Origin of the sequence: Haloarcula regularis (assembly GCF_029338315.1) — an archaeon.
Classification (GTDB): domain Archaea; phylum Halobacteriota; class Halobacteria; order Halobacteriales; family Haloarculaceae; genus Haloarcula; species Haloarcula regularis.
Genome location: NZ_CP119794.1, coordinates 3,161,702 through 3,177,533, shown reverse-complemented (window position 1 = coordinate 3,177,533; position 15,832 = coordinate 3,161,702). Strand labels below are relative to the sequence as shown.

Annotated in this window: 16 protein-coding genes and 1 pseudogene; 5 read left to right on the top strand and 12 right to left on the bottom strand. The window is 67.3% G+C overall.

Annotation, left to right across the window (positions count from 1 at the left end; genetic code table 11):
* The first annotated feature begins 20 nt into the window (after positions 1–20).
* Positions 21–740, top strand: a complete 720-nt coding sequence (locus tag P1N55_RS17125; protein ID WP_276276699.1) for a YkgJ family cysteine cluster protein — start codon at positions 21–23, stop codon at positions 738–740.
* Positions 741–808: 68 nt separating this feature from the next.
* Here the strand turns inward: P1N55_RS17125 and P1N55_RS17120 are convergent, their stop codons facing one another.
* Positions 809–1,213 carry a TRAM domain-containing protein gene (locus P1N55_RS17120; protein WP_276276698.1) on the bottom strand — a complete coding sequence of 135 codons (405 nt, stop codon included), beginning with the start codon at positions 1,211–1,213 and terminating at the stop codon, positions 809–811.
* Between the two features lie 217 nt (positions 1,214–1,430).
* Here P1N55_RS17120 and P1N55_RS17115 point away from each other — a divergent pair, with 217 nt between their 5' ends.
* Positions 1,431–1,673 (top strand): DUF7123 family protein, encoded by a 243-nt coding sequence (locus P1N55_RS17115; protein ID WP_276276697.1) that lies wholly within the window; start codon positions 1,431–1,433, stop codon positions 1,671–1,673.
* A gap of 119 nt (positions 1,674–1,792) precedes the next feature.
* Here P1N55_RS17115 and P1N55_RS17110 read toward each other — a convergent pair whose 3' ends face one another.
* The 6 genes and pseudogenes from P1N55_RS17110 to P1N55_RS17085 form a co-directional block, all read right to left on the bottom strand.
* Positions 1,793–2,398, bottom strand: coding sequence for a winged helix-turn-helix transcriptional regulator (locus tag P1N55_RS17110; RefSeq protein WP_276276696.1), 606 nt, complete (start codon positions 2,396–2,398; stop codon positions 1,793–1,795).
* A gap of 45 nt (positions 2,399–2,443) precedes the next feature.
* Complete coding sequence (locus P1N55_RS17105; RefSeq protein ID WP_276276695.1) at positions 2,444–3,592, bottom strand: SPFH domain-containing protein; 1,149 nt, start codon at positions 3,590–3,592, stop codon at positions 2,444–2,446.
* A 74-nt stretch (positions 3,593–3,666) separates the two neighbouring features.
* Positions 3,667–4,263 carry an NfeD family protein gene (locus tag P1N55_RS17100; RefSeq protein ID WP_276276694.1) on the bottom strand — a complete coding sequence of 199 codons (597 nt, stop codon included), beginning with the start codon at positions 4,261–4,263 and terminating at the stop codon, positions 3,667–3,669.
* Positions 4,264–4,287: 24 nt separating this feature from the next.
* Positions 4,288–4,515, bottom strand: a complete 228-nt coding sequence (locus P1N55_RS17095; protein WP_276276693.1) for a DUF7312 domain-containing protein — start codon at positions 4,513–4,515, stop codon at positions 4,288–4,290.
* Positions 4,516–4,743: 228 nt separating this feature from the next.
* Positions 4,744–6,917: pseudogene (gene metG, locus P1N55_RS17090) on the bottom strand (methionine--tRNA ligase).
* Between the two features lie 132 nt (positions 6,918–7,049).
* Positions 7,050–7,244: a hypothetical protein gene (locus tag P1N55_RS17085; RefSeq protein ID WP_276276692.1), complete on the bottom strand. Its 195-nt coding sequence runs from the start codon at positions 7,242–7,244 to the stop codon at positions 7,050–7,052.
* Positions 7,245–7,467: 223 nt separating this feature from the next.
* On the opposite strand from P1N55_RS17085, the gene P1N55_RS17080 reads away from it, so the two are divergent.
* Complete coding sequence (locus P1N55_RS17080; RefSeq protein ID WP_276276691.1) at positions 7,468–8,142, top strand: helix-turn-helix domain-containing protein; 675 nt, start codon at positions 7,468–7,470, stop codon at positions 8,140–8,142.
* A gap of 108 nt (positions 8,143–8,250) precedes the next feature.
* Complete coding sequence (locus tag P1N55_RS17075) at positions 8,251–8,604, top strand: hypothetical protein (RefSeq protein ID WP_276276690.1); 354 nt, start codon at positions 8,251–8,253, stop codon at positions 8,602–8,604.
* A gap of 121 nt (positions 8,605–8,725) precedes the next feature.
* Here the strand turns inward: P1N55_RS17075 and P1N55_RS17070 are convergent, their stop codons facing one another.
* From P1N55_RS17070 to mfnA, 3 genes are all read right to left on the bottom strand, one after another.
* Positions 8,726–9,403 (bottom strand): LiaF transmembrane domain-containing protein, encoded by a 678-nt coding sequence (locus P1N55_RS17070; RefSeq protein WP_276276689.1) that lies wholly within the window; start codon positions 9,401–9,403, stop codon positions 8,726–8,728.
* Between the two features lie 66 nt (positions 9,404–9,469).
* Positions 9,470–10,027 (bottom strand): YqaA family protein, encoded by a 558-nt coding sequence (locus tag P1N55_RS17065; RefSeq protein WP_276278756.1) that lies wholly within the window; start codon positions 10,025–10,027, stop codon positions 9,470–9,472.
* A 246-nt stretch (positions 10,028–10,273) separates the two neighbouring features.
* Positions 10,274–11,326 carry a tyrosine decarboxylase MfnA gene (mfnA, locus tag P1N55_RS17060; RefSeq protein ID WP_276276688.1) on the bottom strand — a complete coding sequence of 351 codons (1,053 nt, stop codon included), beginning with the start codon at positions 11,324–11,326 and terminating at the stop codon, positions 10,274–10,276.
* A gap of 119 nt (positions 11,327–11,445) precedes the next feature.
* On the opposite strand from mfnA, the gene P1N55_RS17055 reads away from it, so the two are divergent.
* Positions 11,446–12,486: a zinc-binding dehydrogenase gene (locus P1N55_RS17055; protein WP_276276687.1), complete on the top strand. Its 1,041-nt coding sequence runs from the start codon at positions 11,446–11,448 to the stop codon at positions 12,484–12,486.
* Between the two features lie 3 nt (positions 12,487–12,489).
* Here P1N55_RS17055 and ppsA read toward each other — a convergent pair whose 3' ends face one another.
* Both ppsA and P1N55_RS17045 read right to left on the bottom strand, forming a co-directional pair.
* On the bottom strand, positions 12,490–14,790 hold the full coding sequence (ppsA, locus tag P1N55_RS17050; protein ID WP_276276686.1) for a phosphoenolpyruvate synthase: 2,301 nt from the start codon (positions 14,788–14,790) through the stop codon (positions 12,490–12,492).
* An 86-nt stretch (positions 14,791–14,876) separates the two neighbouring features.
* Positions 14,877–15,782: a PhzF family phenazine biosynthesis protein gene (locus P1N55_RS17045; protein WP_276276685.1), complete on the bottom strand. Its 906-nt coding sequence runs from the start codon at positions 15,780–15,782 to the stop codon at positions 14,877–14,879.
* Between the last annotated feature and the right edge of the window lie 50 nt (positions 15,783–15,832).

Here is a 15,832-nt window from a genome sequence, read left to right as displayed (position 1 = left end):
GTCCCGACGGTAGAGAGGGTGTGGAATCGCTCGAAGCGGAACTCGAACAGGCCCGGAACCTGGAGGTGGCGGCGCTGGCCGACGCCATCGAGGCCATCGGGTTCGAGTGTACGCGCTGTGGGGCCTGTTGCAAGGCCGGCGAGACGGCCTGTGGCGAGGACGGCGACGACGCGCCGGAGCCACACACCGCCACGGTGTTCCCCGACGAGATCCGGGACCTGCAGGCCGCCGGCGACTACGACTTCCGCGACGTCGCACGGCCGATGCCCTACGGCCTGCACGAGGGCGCCGACGGTCCCGAGGGCGAGACGTTCGAGTGGGCGCTCCAGACCGACGACTGCGGGGACTGCACCTTCTACGCCGAGGACGACGCGGGCGTGGGAGCGTGTACGGTCCATGCGGACCGCCCACTCATCTGCAAGACGTATCCGTTCAGCGTGGCGCTCGGTGGGACCAGTCAGCCGATGGGCGAAGCCGTCGACAGCGTCTCCCTGGACCCAGAGGCGGCCGGCGACGAGGCGGTGAGGCTCGACGCCCACGAGTGCGAGGGCCTGGGCCGGGACATCGACAGGGACCACGCCGAGGAGCTGGCGGGTGCGCTCAAGGAGCGCGCCGTCCGGGAACTCGAGGAGGCCATCGGCGTCCGCGACAACTACGCCCCGGCGAACCCGGAGGGCGAGGTCGTCGTCCACGACTCCGAAGGCGCCAAACGGCCCGACGGGACTGCCTACGAGGAGTAACCGCGGGACGGAGCGTGGCGGTCGCTCCGGGGCCGAGGTCCATAAACGTCGAGAACGGGAGAATCCGACTAGACGCCGTCGTCGATGATTTCGCCGACCGCGAAGTTCGATTTGACTTCCGTCACCTCGATCTTCACGCGCTCGCCGATGTCGGCGCCGGGGACGATGATGACGTAGCCGCGCTCGACGCGGGCGATGCCGTCACCCTGCTTCCCGATGTCCTCGATCTCGACGTAGCGTGTCTCGCCGGGTTCGACCGGCGGCTGGGGCTGGTCCGGCGGCGTCTCGGACGCGCCGTCCTCGTCGCCAGCCTCGGCCCCTGCCTCGGCCGAGATGAGCGCGACGCGGTACGTCCCGCCGGCCTCGACGGACCCGGTCTCGATCTCGCGGCGCGGTACCTCGACGACGTAGCGGTCACCCTCGTCGGTGACGTCAGCACTGAACAGACACAGGAGTTGATCCGAGATTTCCATACGTGATAGACCTCTGTTCGCCGTAATGTGTGGCCAGTATAAAAGAACTGCCGACGCCCGACAGGCGCGTGTTAACCGCCTGTACCAACCCGGGGTGGAAACGACCCCTGGCGGCCCGCCCGGAGCGGAACGTAACCGGAAAACCGCACGAGGGCGCGGCGTTAACCGTTCGTACCAAATCCGCTAAAGGGGATTCGTGTGTAGCAAGAGGTGTACAATGAGCGCGACAGCACAGGCGGCGGACACGCGACTCTCGGAGAAACAGCGCCGAATCCTCGAGTACCTGCGGACCCACGCCGGCGAGCAGACGTACTTCAAGTCACGGCTCATCGGCGAGGAACTCGGCCTGTCGGCCAAAGAAGTCGGGACGAACATGTCCGCCATCGCCGAGGGCGAGCACGGCCTCGACGTCGAGAAGTGGGGCTACTCCTCCTCGACGACGTGGATGGTCGAGGCCTGACTCGCGAGCGGTCACGTCGGTCGCCCCGTCACCTGGGCCTACCTGCCGTTCCCTGTTCTCACACGCCGTTGCACTGCCAGCCGCTCACGATTTTGTCGCCGGATGACGGTGCCCGTTCGCTACGGGTCGTAGCGGACGAGCGACCCCGCCTCGCTCGCGAGGGCCGCGGCGTCGTCGCCGAAGGAGTCGGCGTACCGGACCAGGAGCAGCAGAATCGTCTCCGGTTCGGTGACGGCGTAGCCGTCGTCCCGCGAGAGCAGGCCGGCGGCCTCGAGTTCGCCGGCGTAGTTGCTGATGGTGGGCCGGGAGACGCCCAGGTCGCTCGCCAGTTCCGAAGCCGTCGCGTCCGGGTCGCGAAGGAGTGCCACGAGCATCCCGCGGGGCGTCGCCCGGCGGAGGTAGCCAAGCGTTACCTGCTCGGTCTCGGAGAACTGGCCGGCCGGGAAGTACCGGCGGTAGTCGCCGTCCTTGCGCGAGGCGACGACGCCGTCGTTCTCCAGGCGGTGGAGGTGGTGCTGGGCCTCGCCGGTTCCCAGTCTGAGGTCGTCGCGGAGTTTCGAGAAGTGGGTGCCGGGGTGGGCGGAGACGTAGCCGGCGATGGCGTCGGGCGCGTCGCTGTCGCTCCCGCTGTCACCGAACCGGGCAAACGGGCTCGCGGCGCCCAGCGCCGCGAACCGGCGAAGCGTCGCTCGCTTCTCTTCGTCTACCTCACCCTCCCGGACCATCTACTCTAGATACGGTGAGTCAGGGTATAAAGACGTTCGGTCCAGTTAGTTACCAGCGTCCGAACCGTCGCCCGACTCGTCGATCTCGGCGTCCATCTCCTCGATGACCTCGTCGGCGCTGTCGACGCCGGCGTCCTCGCCGTGTTTGATCTTCTGGGCCTCCTGTTCCATCGCCTCGACGTCGACCTCGGCCTCCTGGTCGATCTGCCCGAGGATCTCCTCGATGTCGTCCAGCCCCAGCATCTCGCGGGTCTCCTCGTCGAAGTCGAGGGCGTCGAGCACGTGGCCGTTCTGCTTGACGTCGCTGCCCGAGAGGTGCTTGCCGTAGCGGCCCACGAGCGAGGTGAGCTCCTGGGGGAGGATGAACGTCGTGGACTCGCCCTGGCCGATCTCGGCGAGGGTCTCCATGCCCTTGTCGATGACGGCGCGTTCGCCCATCGACTCGGCGGATTTCGCACGCAGCACGGTCGAGATCGCGTCACCCTGGGCTTCCAGGATCTGGCTCTGCTTCTCACCCTGGGCGCGGATGATGTTGGACTGCTTGTCACCCTCGGCGGTCTCGATGGCGGAGCGCCGCTCACCCTGGGCTTCGAGAATCATGGCACGGCGTTTCCGCTCGGCGGAGGTCTGTTGCTCCATCGCCTGCTGGACGTCCTTCGAGGGGTTGACCTCGCGGACTTCCACACTCTCGACGCGGACGCCCCACTCGTCGGTGGGTTCGTCCAGTTCCTTGCGGATGCGGGCGTTGATCTCCTGGCGCTTGTTGAGCGTGTCGTCCAGTTCCATGTCGCCCAGGACGGCACGGAGGGTGGTCTGGGCGAGGTTCGAGACGGCGCGCTCGTAGTTGTCGACCTCGAGGAAGGCCTTCTTGGGGTCCATCACCTTGATGTAGACGACGGCGTCGGCGGTGACCGGCGAGTTGTCGCGGGTGATGGCTTCCTGTCGCGGGACGTCGAGCGTCTGGGTCCGCATGTCGAAGCGGGTGACGTCCGAGACGAAGGGGTAGATGAAGTGGATCCCCTGGTCGAGGATGCCACGGTACGTCCCGAGGACGGTGTAGGCCCCCTTCTGGTACGGGCGGATGATGACGACGCTGGAGTACACCAGCGCGATGGCCATGATGAGGAGGACGACGGTGACGAATCCGAGGAGCCCTCCTACGAGCGATTGCAGCGGTACTAACGCGGGGAACATTACGCTAGAGACTCGGACTCGCCGAAAGAAAAACCTTGGGTACCCGTGACAGGAATCTACGATTCGGAACCGCGTCAGGCGGTCTCGGACTCGAACTCCGAGTCGTCTTCGGTCGATCGGGACCGATCACGTTCCAGCGCCCGGTCGATGTCGTCGGTCCCTTCGACCGACTCGACCTCGAGTACGTTGCCGCCGCCGGGGTCGACGACCATCACCTCGGTGCCGACCTCGATGACGCCCTCGACACACCGGGCCTGGTAGTAGGGGTTGAAGCCGCCGTCTTCCAGTTTGACCTCGCCCTCGCTCTTGGTCACGCGCTCGGTGACGGTGCCAAACTGGCCGCGCAGGGAACTCGAGGAGAGGGTCTGGCCCCGCTCGCCGCCGGCGAAGTCGAGTTTCCGGTAGGCCCACAGCGTGGCGCCCGTCGAGAGCAGGACGACGGCCGCGAGGATGAGGGGTGCGAAGATGCCCAGGCCTGCGGGAATGAAGAGCCCGACCAGGCCCGCGGTCAGCAGCGCGACGCCGAGGACGAAGAAGTGCGTCCCCGGGGCGAACGCCTCCGCGACGATGAGCCCCGACCCGGCCAGGAACAGCAACAGGGAGAGCGAGAGACTGAACAGTGATTCTGCCTGGAGAGGGACGAGGGGGACGACGGACAGCGGGTCGACCATACCTACTGTAGTGTCGGCACGGGATTAAGTGTCCGGGTTGGTCCGGGTGAAAAACCCGTAGAGAAGCGCGGTACCGGCGACGACGCCGGCCGTGAGCGCCCCCAGCGTCTCCGGGGTGTACATCGACGCCCCGACGAACATCCGGCCGACGGCGAGGGCGGCGACGTAGACGCCCAGCGCGACGAAGACGACGTTCTCGAGGCGGGGCCGACCGGGGGTCACCTCCAGGTCCGGCGCGAACGACCCGGCCACGGCCCTCGTCGTCCTCGGCCTCCTGGACCATCTGGTCCGGCACGGCGTCGACCAGCCGCTCGGTGTCGATCGACCCGTTGCCCTGCTCGGGCCCGCCGGCTGCCTCCTCGCCGGCGGCCTGGCGGTCCTCGCGCTGGGCGACGTCGCGGTCCTCTTCTGACTGTCGCCACCCGCCGTCGTCTGCCATGTTCCCGGATACGTGACGAGGCTACAAAAGGTCTCGTGACCCTACCGGACGCGCGTCCCCAGCGGCGCGTCCTCGTGAGTGGTCAGCAGGTCGGCCGCCTCGCCGGCGGCGAGCACCATCCCGTTGGACTCGACGCCGAACAGTTCGGCTTTCTCCATGTTGGCCAGCAGGATAACGCGCGTCCCGGGCAAGTCCTCGTGGTCGTGGAGCTGGCGCAGGCCGGCGACGACCTGGCGGACCTCGTGGCCGATGTCGACCTCCAGTCTGAGGAGTTTGTCCGCTCCCTCGACCGGCTCTGCGGTGAGAATCTCGCCGACGCGCATGTCGACGCCCTCGAAGTCGTCGAAGCTGATGCGCTCCTCGACGAGCGGGTCGAGGTCGGCCGCGGCCTCGTCGGCGTCGCCCTCGTCGGTTTCGTCCGACTCGTCCTCGCTGGCGGCCGAGACTCGAGATGCCAGTTCCTCGTTCAGGGCCTCGACGTGGTCGTCCTCGACCTGCGCGAACAGTTCCTCGGGTTCGCCGAACGCGGCCGGCGGCGCCTCGAGCGCGGTGTCGAGGGGCACGTCGGCGACGGAGCCCTCCTCGTTCAGCTGGCCCCAGAGCCGTTCGGCCTTCCCCGGCAGGACCGGTTGCATGACGACGGCGACGGCCTTGGTCAGCTGGACGCAGTCGCGGATGACCTGCGCGGCCCGGTCGGGGTCCTCGCCGACGAGGTTCCAGGGCTCGTTGCGCTGGATGTACTCGTTGCCGTAGTTCGAGAGGTCGATGGCCACCTCGGCCAGCGAGCGGACGTCGTAGTCACGGACGGCGGCCTCGAACTCGTCGAGCGACTGTTCGATGCGCTCGCGGACGTCGTCACTGACGTCGGCCTCGGGCGTCCCGTCGTAGTTGCGCTCGGCAAAGAGCAGCGAGCGGTAGATGAAGTTCCCGACGTTGCCGACGAGTTCGCCGTTGACCCGCTCCTGGAAGCGGTCCCAGGAGAAATCCACGTCGGATTCGAGCCCGGCGCCGGTGGTGATGTAGTACCGGAACAGGTCGGGGTGGAAGCCGGCGTCGAGGTACTCGTCGGCCCACACCGCGCGGTTGCGAGAGGTCGAGAGGGCCTTACCGTCGATGCCGACGAAGCCAGTGGCGAGAATCGCCCGCGGTTCGTTGAAGCCCGCGCCCCGCAACATCGCCGGCCAGAAGACGGCGTGGTGCTGGATGATGTCGCGGCCGATGACGTGGATTATCTCGCCGCTCCCGTCGGTCCACTCGTCGTCCCACGCGGTGCCGTGGTGCTCCTCGCCCTCGACCAGCCAGACGTCTTCCCAGTCGTACTCGTCGGCGCCGACGCGCTCGGAGTACTGCTTCGTCGAGGAGACGTACTCGATGGGGGCGTCGACCCAGACGTAGAGCACGAGGTCCTCGCCGTCGGCGTCGGCGGTTTCACCGCCTCCGTTTCGTTGCTCCTCCGGAGCAACGCTATCCTCACCGGGGTAGTCGATCCCCCAATCCATGTCGCGGGTGATACAGAGGTCCTGGAGTTCCCCTTCGATCCACTCGCGAGGCTGGTTCTGGGCGTTGTCCGTGCCTTCGAGTCGGTCGAGGAAGTCCTGGAGGTACTCCTGGAAGTCCGCGAGGCGGAGGAACTTGTGCTCGCGGGTGCGGTACTCCGCGGGGTTGCCCGTGATGGTGCTGACGGGGTCCTCGATTTCGCCGGGTTCGAGGTGGCGCTGACAGCCCTCGTCACACTCGTCGCCGCGGGCGAGTCGCCGCAGTAGGGACAGGTGCCCTCGACGAATCGGTCGGGGAGGGGCTGGTCCTCCTGGGTGTCCCAGGCGACCTCGATCTCCTTCTCGTGGACGTGGCCGTTGTCGATCCAGGAGCGGACGAACCGCTGGGTCATCTCCGTGTTCGTCTCGTCGTCGGTGTGGCCGTAGTTGTCGAACTCGACGTTGAACTGCGGGAACGTCTCGGCGTAGGTCTCGTGGTACTGGAGCGCGAACTCGGCGGGTTCGACGCCCTCCTCGGCGGCGTTGACGGCGACCGGCGTCCCGTGCATGTCCGACCCGCAGACGAAGGCAGTCTGCTGGCCGATGCGGCGCAGGGCACGCGAGAGAGCGTCCCCGTCGACGTAGGTTCGGAGGTGGCCGACGTGCAGGTCGCCGTTGGCGTACGGCAGCCCGCAGGTCACCACCGCCGGCTCCTCGGTCGGGAACTCGTCGTGGCTCATACCATGACGTGTGCCACCCGTCGAACAAAAGGAGGGCGGTTTGCCCCCGTCAGAGTGAGTCCTGTGACTGTGTCCCGGGACGACCGCTCGTCGTCGTGCGGTCGATACCGGAACGACTCACAGTGGTCACTATCAGTCGTCGTCGAAGTCCTTGTCGAGCTCGATGATCTCGACTTCCCAGTCGTGCGTCGACCCGCGGGTCTGGAACTCCCACGAACCGCGGACGTCGACGTCGTTCTTGATGGCTTTCTCGACTACCGCTGCGAGTACGGCTTCGAAATCTGCCGCGGTGCTGAGTTCGACGTCGCCTAATCGGTCGCGTGTCATGGTTGGTCTGTGCCGAGGTCCTCATCCGAAGATGGGCGTCACACCGACCTTACACACGCCGACAAGGTCTGTTATCCGCGGAGGGTATTCGGTCTGTCACTCCCTACATCTGCAAGACAGATAGGCCTGCCGTTTACCATGGTACACCAGGTTGCAAATTCAAGCATGGTACACCAAGCCGCCCATATTTACACCCGTCGGGCCCGAATTCAGTACGAAGGAAATGAGCGTCATCGCGCAAGTACGTATTCCTGCCTCCTCGTTCGAACTGGGGCGCGTCCTCGAGATGCAGGGTGAAACTACCATCGAACTCGAAACCCTGGTTCCACTCGGTGAGCGGGCCGTCCCGTTCTTTACCGTCTTCGAGGAGTCGCGAGAGGCGTTCGAAGAGAACGTGCGCGACCATCCCTCGGTCCAGAGCATCAAGATCGTCACCAAACACGACGACAGGACGTTGTACGCGCTCAAGTGGACGGTGTCCCGTGACCTGTTATTCGAGGGACTGAAAAAGAGCCGGGCGCAGTTGCTGCGCGGCACTGGAATGGCGTCCACCTGGGAGTTCGAACTCAGATTCCGCGACCACGAAGGGCTCAGCGAGTTTCAGGAGTACTGTTCGGACGCTCACATCCCCCTCGAGGTGGGACGGATATACAATCCCACCAGGCCCGGTAGCGGGCCGTGGTACGGGCTCACGCCCACACAGCGCAACACGCTGAAGACTGCCGTCGAGGGCGGGTACTACTCGATTCCGCGGAAGATGTCGACACAGGACCTCGCAGACACCTTCGACATCTCCGACCAGGCGGTCACCGAACGCCTCCGGCGTGCCATCGTGACGCTCGTCGACAACACGCTCGTCGCAGCGATGGACGACGACGAGTTCGAGCCAGTCGACTAAGTGCTCGGGCCGTCGTGGAATGACATGGTGGTGCGCAGGTGACATAGGACGTGAATACCCTTGTGGACCAAGGTGAACGAGTATATTCGAAAAAGAACAAAGATACCTATGGATTTGGGGGACGCTTTCGACCGCGCTTTGGAGGCAATCGGTCACGAACATCGCCGACAGTTGCTCCTCGCGTTACTCGACGACCCGGAACCGGGCAGCGATACCCCCCTGAAGGCCGAGAGCGTCCTCGGCGGGACAGGTTCGCCGTCTGACGAACAATCTATGCAGGTGCTGCTGGCGCACGTGCACCTCCCGAAACTCGAATCGATGGGCTACATCGAGAGAGGGACCGAGCGAGACGCGATTCACAGAGGGCCGAACTGGGACGAAGTCGAACCGCTGCTCGTTTTGCTTCGTGACCACGGTGACACCCTCCCCAGCAACTGGGTCAGCCGCCGTGCATCGGACTGAGGCCGGTATCAAGCGGGACCGGAACAGTTCTGACTCCGGACCGCCGCGGTGACCTCGCTGCACGAAGATGATGCCAATCGTCGACTGATCTTCGGACGGCGAACGAACGTTCGTGGGTGGCTCAATCCAGCAGTTCCACGGCACCGAAGGCGACGAATCCCGTGAGCACGAGATCGACGTCCTCGTGGGACTCGTCGGCTCGCGGCCGGCTATCCTCGGTCGCGCCGAACAGCGGCAGGACGTCGATACGGACGTTCCACTCGCGCGGGACGCGGATCTCGGCACCCCCAAAGATGGTCGTGGCACTGACGTGGGCCGGCGGGTCGGCGATGGTCGCGTCCCGCAGGTCGAGTTCGACCCCGCCGAAGATGGCGGTCAGGTCGGCGTTGCGGAACGATTGGGATGTGACGCGGCGCTCGGCCCCGCCGAAGAACGCAAAGAGATTCGTGGCGTCGCTGGAGGCGGCCCGCGCCCGGGCCCGGTACTGCCCGAGGACGAGCGAGACGCCGAAAAGGATGACCAGCAGCGGCCAGAACTGCAGGACGTCGCCCGCGGCGAGCACGTCCAGCGCGACCAGTTGCCACGCGAGCGCGACCAGGACGACCAACAGCGGGCCGACGATGTTCCGGAGGCCACTCGATATCAGAGCGTAGAGCCCCAGAAGGATGAACAGCGACGGGACGAAGCGGAAGAGACTCCCGACGTCGAACAGTCCCGTCGACCGGGCGAGTAGTGCGAGTCCGATGAGGACGATGATACCACCGAGGAGGGTCTGGGCGGTGAGGCGGCGCGTTGCCATGGGCGAGAGTACTCAATCATATTACATAACGTTGCGCCCGCGGGCAGAACCCCCCGCCGCCGTCGCTTACAGCAACGCCAGCGTCCCGCTCGCCAGCCCGATGGTCACGAGCAGGCGGCCGGCGCTGCCCGCCCACGTCGCGGCGCCGAACTTGACGTAGTCCTCCTCTAACACCGTGAAAGCGTAGATGGACAGCGTGTCGGGGAAGAAGGGGACACAGAGGGCCAGCGCCAGGCCGACGTAGCCGAACTTCTTGGCCAGCTGGACGGTCTGGCGCTCGGACCACTCGATGACGTCGAACCGCGAGTTCTTGATGCGACGGACGAGCGGGCCGTACTCCTTTGCCTCCTGGCCGATGTGGAAGGCCACGAGGCTCCCCATCGCCTTGCCCGTCGCGCTGGCGATGATTATCATGGCGAGGTTGCCCGTCGTCGAGAGGCCGAGACGGAGCGTCTCGGCGGGGACGAGGACGACTTCGCTCGGCAGCGGCAGGATGAACGCGATGAGGAAGGAGTACACCGCGATGATGGCCAGCCCGGTCGGCCCCGTGGCGGTACAGACGGCCTCCTCAAGCAACGAGAGGCCCCCGCCGTGAGTCGTACACTCCCCGAGGAAGGCGAACATCGGAACGACCGAGCCAATCACGTCCACACCCCCCCTTGCAACCAGTGGGTTCTAAATCTTGGTATGTGCTCTCAGGAGACCGCTATATCGTTGACAGGTTCGCCCGGTCCACGGCCCAGGTGCCTCAGTACCAGTCCAGATCCGCGACCGACCACCTTTTGCTGCCTCGGGTGCGCTCCGCGCACCGCTCGTTGCAAAACCTGGGGGAAAACCGCCATCTCGCTTCGCTCGAGGCCGTGAACCGGCTCAATACCAGTCCAGATCCGCGACGAACGACCGCAGCATCGACCGGGTGACGTGGGGCATGCAGACGACGCGCATCTCGCCCGAACCCGTCTTCGAGACGCGCCAGCCCCGGTCGCGGAGTTCGTCGGTCATCGGCACCGAGAGGTCCGCCGCGACCAGCGGGAGTTCCGGGCCGACGACGTCGTGGCCCCGTGCGTCGAGCTGTTCGGCCAGCCACTCGGCGTTGGCCATCGAGCGCTCGTACTGCTCGCGGTACCCGTCGGGCCACAGCGCCTCCATCGCGGCGACGGCCGAGGCCACGCCGGCCCCGGACCGGGTCCCCGTCAGGGTCAGCTGGTCGGTCGACTCCAGATACGGCGTCTCGACGGCGAGGTCGTCGAGCAGGGAGCGCGAGCGCGCCAGCAGGCCGCCGGCCGGTACGACGGCCTGGCCCACCTTGTGCGGGTCGATGGTCATCGTGTCGACGTCGGCGTGCCCGAAGTGCCACGCGTGGTCGGTGAAGGGGAGGTAGAAGCCACCCCAGGCCGCGTCGATGTGACAGAGCGCGCCGGCGTCGGCCGCGAGGTCCGCGATCGCGGGGATGGGGTCCACGAAGCCGTACTCCGTCGAGCCGGCGACGCCGACGACACAGACGGTGTCCTCGTCGGCCAGCCGTTCCATGGCGTCCACGTCGACGCGGTGGTCACGGGCCGGTGCGGTGCGCAACTCGACGCCGAGCACGTCGGCGGCCTTCGTGAACGAGAAGTGGGCGTGGACCGGCGCGACCACGTTCGGGTCGTCGGTGTCGGCCCGGTTGCGGGCGAGTCGCAGTGCCTGGATGTTTGCCTCCGTCCCGCCGGAGGCGATGTAGCCAGCGGGGTCGTCGAGTCCGGCGAGCTCGCCCAGGTAGTCGACGGCCTCCCGCTCCTGGTCGGCGATGGTCTCGTAGGTGCCCGGGTCGCCGGGGTTGGTCGCGAGAAAGCGCTTGGCCGCCTCGTAGGCCGCAGGATGGGGGACGGTGCACATCGACGAGAGCACCCGGTCGAAATCCTGTGGCTCGGCCCGCTGGAGCATGCTGTCGGCAGTGACGGGGGGAACTGGTTTATCGGTTTTGTTCGACACCCTGCTGGTCGGACTGCTGCCGTGTCGCCGCCACACGAGGTTAAGTAGCACCCACGGCCATCATGCAAACGATGCAGGCAGTTCAGTTCGACACGCACGGCGACCGAGACGTGCTCACCTACGACGAGTTCCCGGACCCGGAGTGTGGCCGCGACGAGGTGCTCGTGGACGTGAAGGCGGCCTCGCTGAACCACCTCGACGTCCACACCCGGCGGGGGTTGCCGGGCGTCGACCTCGACATGCCCCACATCCCGGGCAGCGACGGCGCGGGCGTCGTCACGGCGGTCGGCGAGGACGTCACGCGGTTCGAAGAGGGTGACCGGGTCGCGCTACTGGCGGGCAAGAGCGGCGGCGACGACGAGTTCAGCCGGAAGGGCGACCCGACGCTGGCCCCCGACTTTCACATCATCGGCGAGCACGTCCGCGGCGTCCACAGCGAGCAGGCCGCGATTCCCGAGGCCAACCTCGCGCCGGTCCCCGAGGGCGTCGACTGGGAGACGGCCGCGGCCGCCCCGCTCGTGTTCATGACCGCGTGGCGGATGCTCCGGGACCGTGGCGACCTCAAGGTCGGCGAATCAGTGCTCGTCCTCGGGGCGTCGGGCGGCGTCGGCCACGCCGCCGTCCAGGTCGCCGCAGAGACCGGCTCGGAGGTGTTCGCGACGGCCAGCACCGACGAGAAGCTGGCCTACGCCGAGGAACTGGGCGCCGACCACACCATCAACTACGCCGAGGACGACTTCGCCGGCGAGATTCGGGACCTGACGGACTACCGCGGCGTCGACATGGTCGTCGACCACATCGGGGCCGACACCTGGCGCGACTCGCTGAAGAGTCTGGTGAAGGGCGGGCGAGTCGTCACCTGCGGCGCGACGACCGGCGGCCGACCGGAGACGGACCTCAACCGCATCTTCTGGAACCAGCTGCAGGTCATCGGCTCGACGATGGCCACGCCTGGACAGGCCGAGGAGGCTCTGGAACTCGTGTGGGACGGCACGTTCGAGCCGCGCATCCGCGAGACGCTGCCGATGAGCGAGATCCAGGAGGCCCACCGGCTCATCGAGGAGCGCGAGGGGTTCGGCAAGGTGGTCGTCGTCCCGGACAGCGAACTCTGAGGGTCAGCGGACCGATTCGAGCAGGAGGCGCTGTTCGACGCGCTTGACCTCGTGCTGGACGTCCCGGACCGCGTCGATGTTCGCCGAGATGGAGGTGACCCCCTCGTCGACGAGGAACTGGACCATCCGCGGCTTCGAGGCCGCCTGCCCGCAGATGCTCGTCGCGACGTCGTACTCCCGGCAGGTGCCGATGACCTTGCCGATGAGGTCCAGCACGGCGGGGTGGAGTTCGTCGAAGCGGTCGGCCACGTTGTTGTTGTTCCGGTCGACCGCCAGCGTGTACTGGGTGAGGTCGTTGGTCCCGAAGGAGACGAAGTCCAGGCCCGCCTCGCACAGCTGCTCGATGCCCAGTGCGCTGGCGGGGGTCTCTATCATCACGCCCCAGTCGCGTTTCTCGGGGTCGACGCCGACCTCCTCCATCAGCGCCTTCGCGCGCAGGACGTCCTCGGCGTCGGTCACCAGCGGGAGCATCAGCTCGACGTTGTCGTAGCCCAGGTCGTAGAGGCGCTCGAACGCTCGCAGTTCGAGTCTGAACTCGTCTGGCCGGTCGAGCGAGCGCCGGATGCCTCGGTAGCCCAGCATCGGGTTGTGCTCGCTGGGTTCGTCCTCGCCACCCTGGAGCTGGCGGAACTCGTCGGAGGGGGCGTCGAGCGTCCGGACCCGGACCGGCCGGGGGTAGAACGCTTCCGCGACGCTCCGGACGCCGTCGACGATCTCGTCGACGTAGGCGCGCTCGCCGTGGTCCTCGACGTATCGCGCGGGCGTCTTGTTCGTCGAGAGGATCATGTGCTCGATTCGGAGCAGGCCCACGCCGTCGGCGCCCGTCGCGGCCGCCCGTTCGGCCGCCTCCGGGATGGAGACGTTGACCTTCACCTCCGTGCCCGTCATCGGCTTGACTGGCGAGTGGGGCTCGACGCTCGGGACGTCCTCCTCCTCGGCGTCCTCGGAGATGTCCGTCCCCTGTTCGACGGTGCCCATATCGCCGTCGAGCGTGACCCGCTGGCCGTCGCGCAGGCGGTCGGTCGCGTCGTCGGTGCCGACGACCGCCGGTACGCCGAGTTCCCGCGAGACGATCGCCGCGTGGCTCGTCATCCCGCCCTGGTCGGTGACGAGGCCGGCCGCGCGCTTCATCGCCGGCACCATGTCCGGGGTGGTCATCTCGGTGACGATGATGTCGCCTTCCTCGACCTTGTCTAAGTTGTCGAGCTTGTCGACGATCTTGACGGTGCCGGTCACCCGCCCGGGGCTGGACCCGAGCCCGGAGAGGCGGACGTCGTCGCTCGGTGCCTGCATCGATCCACCGTCTGCGGCGCCGGCGCCCTCCGTCGGTTCGGCCCGCTCGGCACTGGCCGTCGGGGCGCTCGTGCCCTCGTCGATGGTCGTGATGGGGCGGGACTGCAGGAGGTACACCTCGTCCTCGAAGATGGCCCACTCGACGTCCTGTGGCGTGTCGTAGTGGGCCTCGACGCGCTCGCCGACCTCGACGAGGCGGTGTATCTCCTCGTCCGAGAGCACGCGCTCCTCGCGTTTCTCCTCGGGGACGGAGCGCTCGATGGTCTCGCCGTCGTCACCGCGAACGCACATCACCCGCTTGTCGGCGACGGTCACCTCCTCGATCTCGCCGGTGGTCCGGTCGACGACGTAGTTGTCGGGCGAGACGGCCCCCGAGACGACGGCCTCGCCGAGGCCCCAGGCGGCCTCGAGGATTGCCTTGGGCGCGCCCGTCGAGGGGTGGCTGGTGAACATGACGCCCGACTTCTCGGCGTCGACCATCTGCTGGACGACGACGGCGATGTTGACCACGTCGTGGTCGAAGCCGTTCTCCTTGCGGTAGTAGATCGCCCGCTGGGTGAAAAGCGAGGCCCAGCACTCCTTGACCCGCCGGAGCAGGTCCGCCCGCGAGACGTTGAGGTAGGTGTCCTGTTGCCCGGCGAACGAGGCGTCAGGCAGGTCCTCGGCCGTCGCCGAGGAGCGGACGGCGACGTCGGCGTCGCCCATCTCGTCGTAGGCCGCGAGCAGGTCCTCGCGGACCTCCGGGGGCAGGTCCGTCTCGAGGATCAGTTCCTGGGCACGCTCTGCCGCCTCCGCCAGCGCGTGCGAATCGTCGGTGTCGACGTCGACCGCCTCGAACAGCGGTTCGTCGATGCCGGTTGCTTCGATGAACGACCGATACGTGTCGGCAGTGACGACGAACGCCGACGGGACCGGGAGCCCCGCCGCGGTCAGTTCTCCGAGGGACGCCGCCTTGCCACCGACCGTCTCGAGGTCGTCGGCACCGATGTCGTCGAGCCACAATGTAGGCATTGACTCGTCTGGAAGATCACGAACATGAACTATGGGTCTTCCGGTCACGGCATCCGAGGCCGGTGGTTTACTCGGGGGCGAACAAATCAGACCTCGATGATGTCGTCGTCCGCGTCCGCCTCCGGGACCGCCAGCGATCCGTCGAGCGTCGTCACGGCCCGCCCGCCGATCCACACCTCGTGCCCGTCGGTGTCCACCTTCACGGTGCCAGGGCGGTCGAGGAAGTGCCCCTGCTCGACGACGACCTGGTCGACGGTGTCGTCGAGGGCGCCCTGCCGGCGGACGTGGGCCGCGCAGGCCCCCGCGGCCGTCCCGGTCACCGGGTCCTCGTCGACGCCGACAAGCGGCGCGAACGCCCGGCCGTGCAGGGTCGCCTCGCCACCGATCGTGTCGAACGTGAACGCGTACAGCCCCAGCGCGCCGACGTCCTCACAGAGCGCGGCGATGGCGTTGCGATCGGGATCGGCCCCGCTCAGGTGCTCGAAGTAGTTTACCGGCACCAGGAGCCACGGGAACCCTGTGTCGCCGACGGCGAGTGGCATGTCCGCGCCGACGTCCCGCAGCGTCGCGTCGTCGACGCCGAGCGCGTCGGCCACGGCGTCCAGCGGATAGTCGACGAGTTCGACGTCGGCCGTGCCCTGGTCGGTCCAGACCGTCCCGTCGAGCTTGCACTCGACGTCGAAGGTCCCCCGCTCGGTCGCCATCGTGTACTCGCCGGCCTCGAGCGCCCCGCGCTCGAACAGCGCGGCGTGAGCGGCGACCGTCGCGTGCCCGCAGTTGTCCACCTCCTGTTCGGGCGTGAAAAAGCGGAGGCGCCGGTCGGCGGCCTCGCTCGGCAGGACGAACGCCGTCTCGCTGGCGCCGAGTTCGTTCGCGATGGCCTGCAGCTGGTCGTCGGCCAATCCGTCGGCGTCCGGGACCACCCCGGCGGGGTTGCCCGCCATGGGTTCGTCAGCGAACGCGTCGACGAGCAGCGCCTGTCGCGTCTCCATGGCCTCCCGTTCGACCACGCCCGGGTTAGTTCTGCTGGTGGCCGCGGCCA

What these genes read in the sequence shown, in the direction of transcription:
- P1N55_RS17120 (WP_276276698.1), bottom strand. Translation starts at nt 1,213, where the DNA reads ATGGAAATCTCGGATCAACTCCTGTGTCTGTTCAGTGCTGACGTCACC.
- P1N55_RS17115 (WP_276276697.1), top strand. Translation starts at nt 1,431, where the DNA reads ATGAGCGCGACAGCACAGGCGGCGGACACGCGACTCTCGGAGAAACAG.
- P1N55_RS17110 (WP_276276696.1), bottom strand. Translation starts at nt 2,398, where the DNA reads ATGGTCCGGGAGGGTGAGGTAGACGAAGAGAAGCGAGCGACGCTTCGC.
- P1N55_RS17105 (WP_276276695.1), bottom strand. Translation starts at nt 3,592, where the DNA reads ATGTTCCCCGCGTTAGTACCGCTGCAATCGCTCGTAGGAGGGCTCCTC.
- P1N55_RS17100 (WP_276276694.1), bottom strand. Translation starts at nt 4,263, where the DNA reads ATGGTCGACCCGCTGTCCGTCGTCCCCCTCGTCCCTCTCCAGGCAGAA.
- P1N55_RS17085 (WP_276276692.1), bottom strand. Translation starts at nt 7,244, where the DNA reads ATGACACGCGACCGATTAGGCGACGTCGAACTCAGCACCGCGGCAGAT.
- P1N55_RS17080 (WP_276276691.1), top strand. Translation starts at nt 7,468, where the DNA reads ATGAGCGTCATCGCGCAAGTACGTATTCCTGCCTCCTCGTTCGAACTG.
- P1N55_RS17075 (WP_276276690.1), top strand. Translation starts at nt 8,251, where the DNA reads ATGGATTTGGGGGACGCTTTCGACCGCGCTTTGGAGGCAATCGGTCAC.
- P1N55_RS17070 (WP_276276689.1), bottom strand. Translation starts at nt 9,403, where the DNA reads ATGGCAACGCGCCGCCTCACCGCCCAGACCCTCCTCGGTGGTATCATC.
- P1N55_RS17065 (WP_276278756.1), bottom strand. Translation starts at nt 10,027, where the DNA reads ATGTTCGCCTTCCTCGGGGAGTGTACGACTCACGGCGGGGGCCTCTCG.
- mfnA (WP_276276688.1), bottom strand. Translation starts at nt 11,326, where the DNA reads ATGCTCCAGCGGGCCGAGCCACAGGATTTCGACCGGGTGCTCTCGTCG.
- P1N55_RS17055 (WP_276276687.1), top strand. Translation starts at nt 11,446, where the DNA reads ATGCAGGCAGTTCAGTTCGACACGCACGGCGACCGAGACGTGCTCACC.
- ppsA (WP_276276686.1), bottom strand. Translation starts at nt 14,790, where the DNA reads ATGCCTACATTGTGGCTCGACGACATCGGTGCCGACGACCTCGAGACG.
- P1N55_RS17045 (WP_276276685.1), bottom strand. Translation starts at nt 15,782, where the DNA reads ATGGAGACGCGACAGGCGCTGCTCGTCGACGCGTTCGCTGACGAACCC.